Here is a 14,528-nt window from a genome sequence, read left to right as displayed (position 1 = left end):
ACTTCCAAAGCCATCGGTTCCAGCCGTCGAAATGCGACTGATCCTAAAGGAGCGAATACCCGCGCAGCCGCTATGCGGCGGGGCGCCTACGCGGGGGATGTTCTGTGTTCGCTAGAACAGATACTTGATGCCGACCGATCCACCCACGGCGAGCAGCCCCGACTCGCCGCCCAGGCCCTGCTCGGCATTCAGCTGAACATTGATGAACGTGTTCTTGCCCGCCCGCCGGTCATAGCCCGCCGACAGGCCTACGCGCGATCCGTCCAGCTTGTTGTCGAACGCGATATCGCCTTGCGTCAGCGTCTGGTAGGAGCTGGTCGAGTCCCCCAGCGTGTGCCGGTAACTCAGCATGAGCCAGCCGTGGTTCTGCGCATCGTCCTGCTCGCCCCAGGCTTTCGACAGCTTCAGGCTCACGCGCGAATGCAGCGCATGGGATTTGGGCAGCGCCACGCGGCCAAGGTCATCATCGCTGTCGCGCAGCTTGATGTGCTGGACCATCACCTGCGCTTGCGGTTCGATTCGCAGCCCTTCGGACGCGTCGCCGATGTCGAACGCCTTGCCGGCTTCGGCCGACAGCGCCACGCCCCATCCCGATGTTTGTAGCGACATGCCGGCCGCGCCGCTCGATTGCGTTTGGACGCCATACCGGCTGATCTGGGTGACGAAGTCGGCATACCCGCCCTTGCCGTCCATCATCGTGTAGTACGCGCCCAGGCCGTACATCGTCTGATCGCTGCGGCCGGCATCGATCGTTGAACGCGTGGATTCCTGATAATGATCCACCTGCGCGCGCGAGACCATCGCAGTCCCGAACACCCCAATGCTGTTGCGGCGAATCCCCGTGTTGGTCACGAACAAGTCCGTTCCCACCTGCAGCCCGCCCAGCGTCGTGCGGCTTGCGACCTGTGATTGCAGAATGCCGCGCGACGCGCCGTCGCGGTTTTCCCAACCCCCGAGCGTTCTGGCCCAGGCAAACGGGTATACCTTCCGAGACAGCGTTTCGGTGGCGCCCATACGTTCGTTGAAAGTGCCGACCGCCAGTTCGGACTGCCGCAACGCTTGCCCGCCCAACTGCGAGTAAATGGAGACTTCGGGGCGGACTTCGCTGATCAAGTACCAGTTGTTGGCGAGTTCCGGCGAGCCGTCCTGCGCGCCATGCGCCAGCACGTAGCGGAACGCGCCGCCTCGCGGGGCCTGTCCCGGCGTCAGCCTGAACGCGTTGTCCGTGCTGGCGCCCGCCTTGACCACCAGAAAGCCGTTTCCACGAAGCGGATCGCCAAAATCGCCCTGGGCGTTGAGCGTCAGATTGGTCAAGCCCGTCGCTCCGGCGTTCAAGGTCAGGTAATCCACGGTGCCAGCCGCGGTGGGAATCATGTGCAGCTGCACTTCACCACCGCCCCCTGCCAGGTTGTTGGCAGACAACGTGCGTCCGATCGCATCGGTGGTCAATTCGGCGGGTGGCGCAAAGGCAACGCTGCCGGCAAGCTGGAGTTCGTTGACCGTGCTGAGGTTGTTGTCTTGCGCGGGGTTGGACGCGTCGGTCAAGATGTGCCACCGGCTGGACGCGTCGATGGAAAGACTCGGCCCATCCACCCAACCTTCGAGCGTGGCGCCGTTGGCCAGGCCCAGACCCGCACTGCCTGCACCGATGACCCGGGCGATCGCATGATCGGCCTGGCCCAACGATGTGCCGTCGAGGACGAGCGTGCCATTGTCCACCCGCGTGACACCGGTATAGGTGAGCGGTCCGGTCAGCGTGGTCGTGCCCGGGCCTGCCTGTCGCAGTTCGCCCGTACCCGATATGGCGTTGGACATGACGACCGCGTCGGCGCGATCGATGGCCAGGACGGCGTGGTTCTCGAAAGCGCCCGCCCCCAACGATCCTGCGGTCTGACCCGTGCCGAGCTGCAGCACGCCATCGTCAATCAGCGTGTCGCCAGCAAAGGCATTGTCGCGGTCGATGATCCACGTGCCCGCGCCGGTCTTGGTCAGCGTGCCCGATCCCGTGATCGCGCCTTGCATCACGGATACCGTGCCGTCCGCCGCACGGATCGCGCCTTCTCCCGCGAACTGCATGTCGCGCTGCGTCAGGATGTCGGCATCCAGTTGCAGTCCGCCGCCGTTGAACGTGACGGCGCCGGCCGCGTCGCCCAGGATGGCGTCGTCGGCAATCGCGAGCCACCCGCCCGACAGGGTCCAGGGTGTGAGGGTCTGGCTGGGCGTTCCTGTCAGCGTCCATGTTCCGGCCGACGTTTTTTCGAAAGCATTGAAGCCCAGGTATTGCGCCTGCGCGCCACTCCCGATCTGGCTGACGTCAAAGGCCAGCGCGGCGCCGCCATCCAGAGCCAGCGTATTCTTGCCGCCCGACTCCGTGGCGTCGACCAGGCCGATGATCTGGCTGCCCGCTTGCAGAACAAGCGTGGAATCGCGAGCCGTGGCTGAATACTTGATGGCGGTGTTCTGGTTCGCCGGCCCTTGAGATATCGTTCCGGAATTGATGATCATGGTGTTGGCGCCGGTGACATAGACACCGTGACCGCTGTTGCCGCCAGCGCCGCCTGGAGGCCCCCCTTCGAATCCGGACCCACGCCCGCCATTGCCGCCAGATCCGCCGGCGGCCCCGCCGCCTCCGCCGCCCCCACCCCATCCTTCCAATGCCGTTCCTGGATTTGCCCGGCCACCGTCTACGCCGACCTCACCGCCAGCCATACCGCCCGATCCGCCTACACCCGGACTTTGGCTATTGAATAACCCTTGGCCCGCCGACCCGCCGTTGGTGTAGGTACCGCCGCCACCGCCACCGCCACCTGCATAGGGAGAGGTACCCGGGAGGTCGCCGCCACCCGGCATGCCATTTTCACCCCCATTGCCGCCATTTCCGCCGTAACCCGTTCCATCGATCCCGCCGGGGTTGATATCCGCGCCGCCCCCTCCGCCCCCGCCAGCGCCACCGCCTTCTCCTCCGGACCCATTACCACCCCGACCGCCGTCGCTGACCGCATCCTCACTGTAGCTGCCGCCACCCCCGCCCCCGCCGCCACCGCCTTTGCCGCCGCTGATCGAGTAGCCGGCGTTATGCAGGATCACGCCGTCGCCAGAGATCACGATGCCGTGCCCGCCGTTCCCGCCCGCTCCGCCCCCGCCGCCGTCGAAGTTTCCTGGCCCGCCCCCGCCACCACCGCCGCCACCGCCGCCGGGCGCGCCTTCAATGTCGTCATAGGTCGTGTAAGACGTCGTGAGATCCAAGGCGGCATAACCATCCCCGCCGTCGCCGCCGGTACCCCCATTGGCAGCCCCGCCTACGCCGCCCATCCCCGCCTCGCCGACGATCAACGCGCGCGCAGCAGGATGAGGGGACATGCCCAAAGAAATCAAAGACAGACCAAAACAAAGCCTAAGCGCAATACCGCGCGCCTTGTCGGTTCGATTTGAGATCGAAACCGCATGTCGCGACGCCAAGCAAGAATCCGTACACATCAATGGTTCATCCTGGGTGGTGGATTCACGCGCGGCTTCACGAATTCAACAGCACCTGAAGCTCAGGTGACGCTACATGCAGAATCGCTACTTTGATCTCGTAAGAACGTGGAATACCGGAGTGGCCGGTTGCGCGTTTGAGTAATCCGGTTAATCACATCGAACGACGGAAGCACGCTGCAAAGCGTTCAAGCCTCTGTCGTCGGTGTCTCAGATTCTCTTTATGCGCCCCGACTTCACCCAGAGTAGGTTTACTCCGATGTCGCGAGAGCCTTCATAAGAATCAGTCGCCGGGCAAAATCAGACGATCGCTATGGCGCACATTGCAAGACACTGCCAGTTATCCGGCGGACCCATGCTTCGCGCGATTGCTAGAACAGGTACTTCACCCCAACTGAGCCGCCCACCGCCCGCAACCCTGACGCGCCGCCCAAGCCCTGTTCGGCATGCACCTGCACGTTGACGAAAGTGTTCCTGCCCGCGCGCCGGTCGTAGCCCGCCGTCAGGCCCACGCGCGACCCATCCAGATCGTTGTCGAACGCGATGTCGCCTTGCGTGGCGGTGGGGTACGTACTGGAGGATTTTCCAAGCGTGTGCCGATAGCTCAGCATCAGCCAGCCGTGGTGCCGCGTCTCGGGTTGCGCGTCCCAGACTTTGGAAACCTTCAGGCTCACACGCGAGTGCAGCGCGCGCATTCCGGGCAGCGCAACCGGCCCGACTCGGTCTTCGCTGTCGCGCAGTCTGACGTGTTGGACCATCACCTGGGCTTGCGGCTCGATGCGCAGTCCGCTGGCGTCGTCGATGTCGAAGGCTTTGCCGGCTTCGGCGGACAACGCGGCGCCCCATCCGGACGTCTGCAAAGACAAACCTTGCACGCCGCGCGAATGGGCCTTCACACCGTAGCGGCTGACCTGCGCGACGAAATCGGCGTATCCGCCCTTGCCGTCGATCAACGTGTAGTAGCCGCCCAGGCCATACATGGTCTGATCGCTGCGGCCGGCAGCCACGGTCGAACGCGTGAACGCCTGATAGTGCGCTACGTCGTTGCGTGAAGCCATTGCCGTAGCGAACACGCCCGCGCTCCGGCGGCCGGCGCCTCTGCTGGCTACGAACAGGTCGGTTCCCACCTGTAGCCCGCCCAGCCGCGAATCCACGGCGACGTTCGCTTGCCGGATTCCCATGGGTGCGCCATCCCGGCGTTCGAGGACGCCGAACGATCGCGCCCAGACATACGGATAGACCGTTCGCGCCAGTGTTTCGGTCGCACCCATCCGTTCGTTGAACGAACCCACCGCCACCTCGGACTGCCGCAAGGCCTGATTGCCCAACTGCGAGTAGATGGACACCTCGGGGCGGACATCGCTGAACAGATACCAGTTGTTGGCCAGATCGGCTGCGCCGTTTCGCGCGCCGTGCACCAGCCCGTAGTTGAACGCGCCGGCCAGCGTGGGTTGTTCTGGGGATTGGCGAAACGCATGGTCGGTGCTGGCGCCTGCCTTGACCACCAACAGCCCGTCGCCGGCCATGGGATCTCCGAAGCCGCCGGGCGTGATGATCTTCAGGTAGGTCAACCCCGTGGCGCCCTGGGTCAGCGTCAGATGATCCGCAGCGCCGGTCGGACTGACGTGCAACTGGACTTGCCCGCCCGCGCCCACCAGGTTGTTGGCGGTAAGCGTTCGGCCGACCTCGTTGTTGGACCCGTCGGGCGGTGCGAAGGCAATGCTGCCTGCAAGCTGAAGCGCATTGACGGTGCTGAGATTGTTTCCCGCCGAGGCATGAGGGGTATCGGCCAGGACGTTCCATCGGCTCGTCGCATCGATGACGAGATTCGGTCCGTTCGTCCGGCCGTCGAGCACGGCACCGTTGGCAAGGTACAAGGCCGCATTGCTGGCGCCAGCAACACTGGCCGCATGATCGGCCCGCCCCAGGCTCGTGCCTTGAATGACCAGCATGCCCTCATCAACTCGCGTGGAGCCTGCATACGTGAGCTGCGCCGCCGGCGGGGTAATGCCCGATCCGGTATCGTTGCGTTCGATGATCCATGTTCCGGACCCGGTCTTGGTGAGGTTGCCGGCGCCGCTGATTGTTCCGTGCATCACGGACACGGTGCCGTCGGCAGTGTGGACCGCGCCATCACCGCGCAGCTGAAAATCGCGCTGCGATGTGATGCTGGCGTTCAGCTGCAATCCGCCGCCCTCGAAGATGAGGCCGCCCGCTGTGTCTCCCAGCGCCGCGTCGTCCGTGATCGCAAGCCATCCCCCGGAAAGCGTCCAAGGCGTAAGCGCCAGCGCGGGCGAACCCGTGAGCGCCCACGTGCCGTGAGACGCTTTCTCGAATGCGTTGAAGCCCAGATACTGACCCTGCGCGCCGGGGCCGATCTTGCCCACGTCAAACGCCTGCGCAGCGCCGCCATCCAGGACCAGCGTGTTTGTGCCGCTGGATTCGGTGGCATCGACGAGCCCCTGAATCAGGCTGCCTTCGCGGAGCATCAAGGTCGAATTGCTGGCGGTCGCCGCGTACTGGATGGCGGTGTCCTGGTTGACCGGCCCCGCCATAATGGAGCCCGCGTTGATGATGACTGAGCCGGCCCCCGTGACATAGACGCCGTGATTGCTGCTGCCGGCTGCGCCGCCCCCGTTCGTATCGAAACGCGAGTACTGTCCGCCGTTACCGCCATCGCCGCCTGGCGCGCCGCCGCCGCCACCGCCTGCGGCGAAACCTTCATACGGTTTGGCATCGCCTCCGTTGACGCCGGATGCCCCGCCGGCAATGCCGCCCGCCCCCCCAATGCCCTCGATCAGGATCGGCCACACGTCTGTGCCCGGAGCCCCCCCGTTGACGGAAGAACCTCCGCCCCCGCCCCCGCCGCCGGCCCAGGAGATGCCTGGCGGGCCCCCGCCCGCAGTCAGGCCATTTTCTCCCCCGTTGCCGCCGTCTCCACCGAAGGCCGCCCGGACGTGTGCGCCGCCTCCGCCGCCCCCGCCGGCAGCGCCGTCAACGCCCGTCGAGCCGTCACCGCCGCGACCGCCGTCCGGCTCCACGGAGGGGTGGAAGGTGGAGCCGCCTCCCCCTCCGCCGCCGCCGCCCTTGCCGCCGCGGATAGACCAGCCATCGTTGTGCAATACCACCGCGTCGCCTGAGATGACGACGCCGACTCCGCCGTTCCCGCCGTCGCCACCCGCTCCCCCCACGGCGTTACCATGCCCGCCGCCACCGCCTCCCCCGCCGCCGCCGCCGGCCCCGCCCTCGACGTCGCCGACCGTCGTGTATGAGGTCGTCAGGTCCAGGGCGGTATCTCCGTTGCCACCATCGCCGCCGCGGCCTCCATTGGATGCGCCGCCGACGCCGCCGGCCCCCGACACACCCACGAGCGCACCCCAGGCATCGGGCTGGTGCGACATGTTCACGGATAACAGCAACAGACCAAAGCAGAGCTTGGTCGCGGTGGTTCTGGCATTGAGAAACAGCATTGAATCTGCGCGGCGCAGCGCCGCGCGGGAATCCACGAGCATCAATCGATCATCCTGGGTGTTGGATTGACGCGCGGCTTCTGTTCGTTCAGCTCGGCTGATCGTCAAAGCGCATTGCGTCGGTGTGATCGATTGTGTTCAAGCTCCCCGGCCTCACCCAGAGTACGTTTACTCCGATGGCGCGACCCGCTTATCAGGATCAACGTCCGCTTGGGAATCCGACGAGTCTCGGTTGCTCTGAATTCGATAACGTGCCAGCCCACCGGAACGTTTGCGGCGGCAAGGGTGTATTCATGCCGGCGGCAATCAAAGTGCAAATTTGCATCTTGAAAGCGCAGTAATGCGCTCCCGGAACTTCGTGCCACGGTTACGCTGGAGCCTTCTGATCACACACCTTCTTTCCCACATCCCCAAGGAGAAAACCATGACGACGCAAACGAACCCGCTCGAAAAGAAAACCGCCTACTGGGGCGTGCCGTGGGAAGACGCCTATGGTTATGCGCAGGCGGTGCAGGTGGGCAACGAGATCTATGTGTCGGGCCAGCTGAACCACGACAAGGACGGCAACCTGATCGCGCCGGCCGAACTGGATGACCAAGGCAAGCCGCGCGACTTCTCCACGATGGAAGCGCAGATGCGCGCCACCTACGAGAACCTGGCGGTGTTGCTGGGCAAGTTCGGCGCCACGCTGGATAACGTCGTCGAAGAAACGCTGTATGTCCTGGATGTGGATGCCGCCTTTGCAGCGGCGGGCAAGGTGCGCAAGGCCGCGTACGGCACCGACCGTCCGCAAGTGGCCAGCAACCTGATCGGCGTGTCGCGTCTGGCGATGCCTGCGCAGTTGATCGAGATCGCTTGCAAGGCCATCCTGCGTCCCAAGGCTGCCGGCTGACCGGGCACTGCTGCTTGGCGGGAAAAGGGCCTAGCGGCCCTCGATCAACGCCTTCTGCTTGGCCACGGCCGCGGCGCAAAAGCGCATGAAAGCCTGGACGCGCCGGGATCCGCGGATGTCAGGATGGGTGAGCAGCCAAAGCTCATCCTGAAGCTCGGGCACGACGGGACCGACCCGCACCACATCGGCCATCGCGTCGCCCAGCATGCAAGGCAGGTAGCCCATGCCCAGGCCGGCCGAGATACCCGCGCTTACTGCGGCAACCAAGTCCGACCGGTAGGCAATGCGGGATGGCGCGACACGGCTTTCAAGGTAATGCGCGGCCTTGAGCCCGGACAGCCCGCCCGCGTACGACACCCAATCCAGCTCGTAAAGGCGTTCGGCGGCGGGTGTCTTGCGGCGAAATTGCTGCGCAGCCCCGTAAGGCGCCCACGCGATGCCTGCCAGCCTGCGTCCCACCCAGCTCTCGGGCGGGCGCCGCGTCGCCCTGAGCGCGACGTCGGATTCGTCCCGCGCCAGATCCAGTGTGCCGTTGCCAACCAGCACCTCGACGGTCAATGAGGGATGCGCCGCTCTGAATTCAGCAATGATGGGCGTCAGGAAATACAGCAGGAGCGAATCGCTGGTGGCGACGCGCAGCGTGCCCTGCGGATCGTGCGCGGCGCCGGAAATGCGTCGGGCCACGCTGACGACATCGAGTTCGACGCGCTCGCTCAGTGCGCGCAGCTCCGTGCCCTCAGGCGTCAGCTTGTAGCCCGCGTGCCGCCGGTCGAACAACGCGACGCCCAGCGCGGCTTCGGCGTGCGCCACGCGGCGCGAGACGGTGGAGGCATTGATGCCGAGCTTTTCGGCAGCGATCGACCGATTGCCGCAGTCGCTCAGTGTCTTGATGATGCGCAGGTCATCCCATGACAACTGTTGCGCCGCGTCGCGCTGTCCCATGGAAAGGCGATCGGAGTGCGTCTGAGTTTTAGCGGGTTTGGACGGCACGATGATTGGCGGATGTTCTTTCGCGGCGGATTATTGGGAATCGTCGGTGATCCTGCCCTCGCGAATTGCCCTCGCGATGGTGCCCGCGCGATTTTGTCCACGGGCGTTCGCCCGCAGTACGGCGAAAACAAAAAAGGGCCCATGAAGGGCCCGGAACAACGCACTGCTTTAATCAGTTGGCGCGCCCGACAGGAATCGAACCTGTATCAAGAGCTTCGGAAACTCTCATTCTATCCATTGAACTACGGGCGCAGCGCAAGGAGGCGGTATTGTACCCAGTTTTACGCGTTCTGCATGAACTGGATCAAATCCTCCGGCAAACTCATCGAAAACCCGTCCTTTCTCATTGGACGATCGTCCATGACACCGTTATATAATCCAGCGTTTGCTTGCAGGCGGGCATGAGTTGCCGCCGACTTGTGCAGTTCTGATTTTCTGTTGCCGCCGCCAGGCGCCCCCGGTACCCGTTAGCAGGATTAGGTCATGAGCAACGAGCAGGAACACATAGAAGAGCACTCCTCCCCCATCAAGACCCCGAAGCAACTGATCGTCACGATCGTCCTGGCTTTCGTGGTTCCCATCGCCATCATCATCCTTCTGGTGAACATGGTGGTCACCGGCACCAAGACCGGCGCCGGCTCGGACGCTTTGTCCGGCGAGGCCGTCGCACGGCGGATCGCGCCCGTTGCGGGATTCGAACTCGTTGACGCCAACGCGCCCAAGGTCTTCAAGACCGGCGAACAGGTCTTCGCCAGCGTCTGTACGGCCTGTCACACCGCTGGCGTGGCGGGCGCACCCAAGCTGGGCGACAACGCCGCGTGGGCGCCGTTCATCAAAGCTGGCTACGACGAGATGATGAAGGTCGCGCTGCACGGCAAGGGCGGCATGCCCGCCAAGGGCGGCAACCCGGCCCTGTCCGACTACGAAGTCGCGCGCGCCGTGGTCTACATGGCCAACAAGTCCGGCGCCTCGCTGCCGGAACCGGCAGCCCCCGCTGAAGACGGCGCCAAGAAGGAAGGCGAAGCCGCACCGGCTGCGCAAGCCGCTGCACCGGCGCCGGCGGCTCCCGCTGCTGCCGCGCCCGCCGCCGCTGCTCCTGCCGCCGCTCCTGCTGCTGCCGCTCCCGCCCCCGAGCAAAAGGCCGCCGCCGTCAACCCGGCGGGCGAACAGCTCTACAAGACGGCCTGTTTCGCGTGCCACGCCACGGGCGTGGCCAACGCGCCCAAGTTCGGCGACAAGGCCGCCTGGGAGCCCTACATCAAGACCGGCATGGACGCGATGGTCAAGGTCGCCATGACGGGCAAGGGCGCAATGCCTCCCAAGGGCGGCGCGGCCAACGCCTCGGAAGACGACATCCGCGCCGCCGTGGAGTTCATGGTGAACGCGGCCAAGTAATACCGGCCCGCATCGCAGGCGATAAAAAGCCCCTTGAATCTTCAAGGGGCTTTTTTTATCCGGTGACCCGGCTTCGCGTGGCAAAGGTGTCAGACACCTCGCCACCCAGCGATCAGTCCGCCGCCGACGTCTTCACCAGCGACATGCCCAACTGCACGCGGCGCTGCAGCCACAGGCTGGGACGGTAACGGGTGTCGCCCGTCACGCGCTGCATGCTCTTCAGGATTTCCAGAATGCGATCGGCGCCCAGCTTGTCGCCCAAAGCCAGCGGGCCCACCGGGTAACCCAGCCCCAGCGTCACGGCCAGATCGATGTCCTCGGGCGTGGCGATCTTCTGCTGCGCGATATCGCAGGCGATGTTCACGATGTGCGCCACGATACGTTGCGCGATGAAGCCGGGAGAATCCTCGATCACCGTGACGGGCACGCCGTCGGCCGCCAACAGCGCATGGGCGGCGTCGCGCCACTTGTCCTCGGTGGCGGGCGAGACCATGATCGTGCGGCGCTTCGCGTTATCGAACGCATACAGCGTGTCCAGGCCAACCGTGCGGGCCGCGTTCAGGCCTTGCGCGGAGACGCTGGTGGACACGTCTTCACCGAACGGCGTGACGATAATCAGTGCATCGGCATCCGGCGTCGATCCCGTGACCAGCGTGCCGCCCAGCTTTTCAACCAGCGCGGACGCGCGGGCGTAGCCTTCGCCGTGCTTGGGGCTGACCCAGACCTTCAGGCCCTCGGGCAGCGCGGGCGCAGCCGCTTCGGCCGGCACCTGCTTCTGGCCGTCGGCGTAGACGTAAAAGCCCTCCCCCGCCTTGCGGCCGATCAGCCCGCCCGCCAGGCGCACGGTCGTGATCGGCGACGGGCGAAAGCGCGGCTCGTCAAAGAACTGGCGATAGATGGATTCCATCACCGGATGCGAGACGTCGAGCGCGGTCAGGTCCAGCAGTTCGAAAGGTCCCATGCGAAAGCCCGCCTGCTCGCGCATCACGGCGTCGACCTGGGCGAAGGTGGCCACAGCCTCCTGCGCGACGCGCAGGCCTTCCGTGTTCATGCCGCGGCCGGCGTGGTTGACGATGAAACCGGGCATGTCCTTGGCGCGCACGGGCGTGTGACCCATGCGGCGGGCCAGCTCGGCCAGGGCGTCGCCCACTTCCGGCGCGCTGCGCAGGCCGTCGATGACCTCGACCACCTTCATCAGCGCGACCGGGTTGAAGAAGTGATAGCCCGCCACGCGCTGCGGCCGCTTGCAGGCGGCCGCAATCGCCGTGATGGAAAGCGACGAGGTGTTGGACGCCAGAATGCAGTCGTCGGACACCACGCCTTCCAGCGCGGCGAAAAGATCACGCTTGACGTCCAGGCGCTCGACGATGGCTTCGACCACGAGCTGGCAGTTCGACATGTCGGTCAGCGCGGTGGCCGATTCGACGCGCTCGAGCGCCGCTTGTGCGTCGGCGGCGGTCAGCTTGCCCTTCTGGGCCAGCTTCTCCCAGGTCTGGCGCAAGGATTCGCGCGCGGCCGCAATGGCCTCCGAACTGGTGTCGTACAGACGCACGCGCAGGCCGGCCTGCGCCGCGATCTGCGCGATGCCGCGCCCCATGGCCCCGGCGCCCACGACGCCGATGGTTTGAATCTCCGTCATCAACTCTCTCCTGCCTATATTGGAATGGATCGTGCGCCTGGCGCGGCGCGGCGTGCGCGACAGGCGGACTGGCCGCCTTCGCGCGCGCATCAGGCCCGGCTCTGCGCCAGCGCCTGGATTTCTTCGGCCGACAGTCCCAGCTTCTCGGACAGGACCTGCTCGGTGTGCTCGCCCAGCATGGGCGGCGCGCGGCGGTACTCGACCGGGCTGCCGGAAAACTTCAGCGGGCTGGCGGCCACGGGCACGGTGCCGGCAGCCGGATGCGGCAGCTCGCGCTTCATGTTGCGGGCCAGGACGTGCGGGTCTTCGTAAACCTGGTCCAGCGTGTTGATGGGCCCAGCCGGCACGCCCACGCCTTCCAGCGCGGCAAGCCAGTGGTCGCGCTCGCCGGTGGCCATGCGCTCGGCCAAGAGGGGCACGAGTTCCTCGCGGTTCTTCACGCGTTGCGGGTTGGTGGCGAAACGCGGGTCGGCCGACAGCTCGGGCAGGCCGATCGCGCCGCAGTAGTTGCGGAACTGGCTGTCGTTGCCCACGGCCACGATGAGGTGACCATCGCTGGCCGCGAACACCTGGTAGGGAACCAGGTTCTGGTGCGCGTTGCCCGCGCGGCGCGGGGCCACGCCGGAGGTCATGAAGTTCAGGTTCTGATTGGCCATCATGGCGACCTGGCAGTCCAGCAGGGCCATGTCGATGTGCTGGCCCAGGCCGCTGCGGGCGCGCTCGTGCAGCGCGGCCAGGATGCCCACGGTGGAATACATGCCCGTCATCAGGTCGGCCACGGCCACGCCGGCCTTCTGCGGACCGCCGCCGGGCAGGTCGTCGCGTTCGCCCGTGATGCTCATCAGGCCGCCCATGCCCTGGATCATGAAGTCATAGCCGGGACGGCTGGCGTACGGGCCGGTCTGGCCGAAGCCAGTGATCGAACAATAGATCAGGCGCGGGTTCAGTTCCTTCAGGCTCTCGTAGTCCAGGCCGTACTTGGAAAGGCCGCCCACCTTGAAGTTTTCAACCAGGATGTCGCTTTGCAGCGCCAGCTCGCGCACCAGCTCCGCGCCGCGCGGCGACGCGATGTCCAGCGCCACCGACATCTTGTTGCGGTTGGCCGACAGGTAGTAGGCGGCCTCGGTGGTGTCGTGGCCCGCTTCGTCCTTCAGGTACGGGGGGCCCCAGGCGCGCGTATCGTCGCCCGAGCCGGGCCGTTCGATCTTGATCACCTCGGCGCCAAGGTCGGCCAGGTTCTGGGTGCACCAGGGACCCGCCAGCACACGGGTCAGATCCAGCACGCGTATGCCGGTGAGGGGAGCGGGACGTTGCGACATCGGTAATCTTTTCGCTAGAAGGGAAATGAGAACTTCCGGCCCCGCGGAGAAGCGCCGGGCGGACTGGGATTCCGTCATGCCAGAAGGCGGCCCGCGGGGGCCGCCTTCCGATCAACATTCGTCAGACTGGATATTAGCCTCTGGAACGCGTTGGCCGGACGTCTGGCGACGGAAAGATCAGGAATGCGCCTTGATGGTCTCGCGCGCGATGACCAGCTGCTGGATCTGCGAGGTGCCTTCGAAGATGCGGAACAGGCGCACGTCGCGGTAGAAGCGTTCCACCGCGTATTCGGACATGTAGCCCGCACCACCGTGGATCTGCACCGCGCGGTCGGCGACGCGGCCCACCATTTCGGTGGAGAAGAGCTTGCAGCAGGCGGCCTGCATGGTGGTGTTTTCGCCGCGGTCGCGCATGCGGGCGGCGTCCAGCACCATGCAGCGGGCCGCATACAGCTCGGCCTGGCTGTCGGCGATCATCGCCTGGATGAGCTGGAACTCGGCGATGGGCTGGCCGAACTGCTTGCGCTCGGTGGCGTACTGCACGGCGTCGCGCAACAGGCGGTCGGCAATGCCCACGCACAGCGCGGAAATGTGCAGGCGTCCCTTGTCCAGCACGCGCATGGAGGTCCGGAAGCCGTTGCCTTCTTCGCCGCCCAGCAGCGCGCTGGCCGGCACGCGGCAGTTGTCGAACACGACGTCGCTGGTCAGCGCGCCGGCCTGGCCCATCTTCTTGTCCGGCTTGCCGATGATGAGGCCCGGCGTGCCCGCTTCGACCAGAAAGCACGAGATCGAATTGGCGCGGCGCTCGGGTGCGGTACGCGCCATGACCGAGAACAGGCCGGCGATGGGCGCGTTGGTGATGTAGCGCTTGGTGCCATTCAGCACGTAGAAGTCGCCGTCGCGCTCGGCGGACACGCGCAGCGACATGGCGTCGGAACCGGCATCGGGCTCGGTCAGCGCAAAGGAGCCGATGAGCTCGCCGCTGGCCAGCTTGGGCAGGTAATTGGCGCGCTGCTCGTCGGTGCCGGCCAGGACGATGGCCTGCGAGCCGATGCCGATGTTGGTGCCTGCCAGCGAGCGGAAGGCGGGCGAGGTCTGGCCCAGTTCGAACACAACGCGGACCTCTTCTTCCATCGTCAGGCCCAGGCCGCCGTAATCCGGCGAGATCGACAGACCGAACAGGCCCAGGTCGCGCATTTCGTTGACGATGTCCGGCGGCACTTCGCCGCTGGCGGCCAGTTCGTCCTCGGCGGGAATCAGGCGTTCGTGGACGAAGCGGCGGACGGCGTCGATCAGGAGATTCAGGGTTTCGGTGTCGAGGGCCATGATGGAGGTCTCTATAAGCG

At 65.7% G+C, this 14,528-nt stretch carries 9 protein-coding genes and 1 tRNA gene; 3 read left to right on the top strand and 7 right to left on the bottom strand.

The features are described from left to right. Positions 1-111 precede the first annotated feature (111 nt). The gene (locus AC6CIE_RS15000) at positions 112-2,505 is read right to left on the bottom strand and encodes an autotransporter outer membrane beta-barrel domain-containing protein (RefSeq protein ID WP_498092678.1); all 2,394 of its coding nucleotides are present in this window, start codon (positions 2,503-2,505) and stop codon (positions 112-114) included. A gap of 249 nt (positions 2,506-2,754) precedes the next feature. Here AC6CIE_RS15000 and AC6CIE_RS14995 point away from each other — a divergent pair, with 249 nt between their 5' ends. Continuing rightward, entirely contained in the window at positions 2,755-3,432 is a 678-nt protein-coding gene (locus AC6CIE_RS14995) for a hypothetical protein (RefSeq protein ID WP_498092676.1), read from the top strand. A gap of 416 nt (positions 3,433-3,848) precedes the next feature. Here AC6CIE_RS14995 and AC6CIE_RS14990 read toward each other — a convergent pair whose 3' ends face one another. After that, on the bottom strand, positions 3,849-7,055 hold the full coding sequence (locus tag AC6CIE_RS14990; protein WP_498092674.1) for an autotransporter outer membrane beta-barrel domain-containing protein: 3,207 nt from the start codon (positions 7,053-7,055) through the stop codon (positions 3,849-3,851). Positions 7,056-7,371: 316 nt separating this feature from the next. On the opposite strand from AC6CIE_RS14990, the gene AC6CIE_RS14985 reads away from it, so the two are divergent. Then, positions 7,372-7,839, top strand: a complete 468-nt coding sequence (locus AC6CIE_RS14985) for a Rid family hydrolase (RefSeq protein WP_495602337.1) — start codon at positions 7,372-7,374, stop codon at positions 7,837-7,839. Positions 7,840-7,869: 30 nt separating this feature from the next. Here the strand turns inward: AC6CIE_RS14985 and AC6CIE_RS14980 are convergent, their stop codons facing one another. After that, a complete protein-coding gene (locus tag AC6CIE_RS14980) occupies positions 7,870-8,781 on the bottom strand; it encodes a LysR family transcriptional regulator (RefSeq protein WP_498092672.1) in 912 nt (303 codons plus the stop codon). Between the two features lie 225 nt (positions 8,782-9,006). Continuing rightward, positions 9,007-9,081 (bottom strand) — tRNA-Arg (locus AC6CIE_RS14975). A 231-nt stretch (positions 9,082-9,312) separates the two neighbouring features. Here AC6CIE_RS14975 and AC6CIE_RS14970 point away from each other — a divergent pair. Beyond that, positions 9,313-10,224 (top strand): c-type cytochrome, encoded by a 912-nt coding sequence (locus tag AC6CIE_RS14970; RefSeq protein ID WP_239216534.1) that lies wholly within the window; start codon positions 9,313-9,315, stop codon positions 10,222-10,224. Positions 10,225-10,336: 112 nt separating this feature from the next. Here the strand turns inward: AC6CIE_RS14970 and AC6CIE_RS14965 are convergent, their stop codons facing one another. The 3 genes from AC6CIE_RS14965 to AC6CIE_RS14955 form a co-directional block, all read right to left on the bottom strand. Then, complete coding sequence (locus AC6CIE_RS14965) at positions 10,337-11,863, bottom strand: 3-hydroxyacyl-CoA dehydrogenase (protein ID WP_343738264.1); 1,527 nt, start codon at positions 11,861-11,863, stop codon at positions 10,337-10,339. An 89-nt stretch (positions 11,864-11,952) separates the two neighbouring features. Continuing rightward, complete coding sequence (locus AC6CIE_RS14960) at positions 11,953-13,182, bottom strand: CaiB/BaiF CoA transferase family protein (RefSeq protein WP_105237142.1); 1,230 nt, start codon at positions 13,180-13,182, stop codon at positions 11,953-11,955. A 177-nt stretch (positions 13,183-13,359) separates the two neighbouring features. Further along, positions 13,360-14,508 carry an acyl-CoA dehydrogenase family protein gene (locus tag AC6CIE_RS14955; RefSeq protein ID WP_175139455.1) on the bottom strand — a complete coding sequence of 383 codons (1,149 nt, stop codon included), beginning with the start codon at positions 14,506-14,508 and terminating at the stop codon, positions 13,360-13,362. Between the last annotated feature and the right edge of the window lie 20 nt (positions 14,509-14,528).

The organism is Achromobacter sp. GQ309, assembly GCF_059759315.1.
This window is presented reverse-complemented; position numbering and strand designations above follow the sequence as displayed.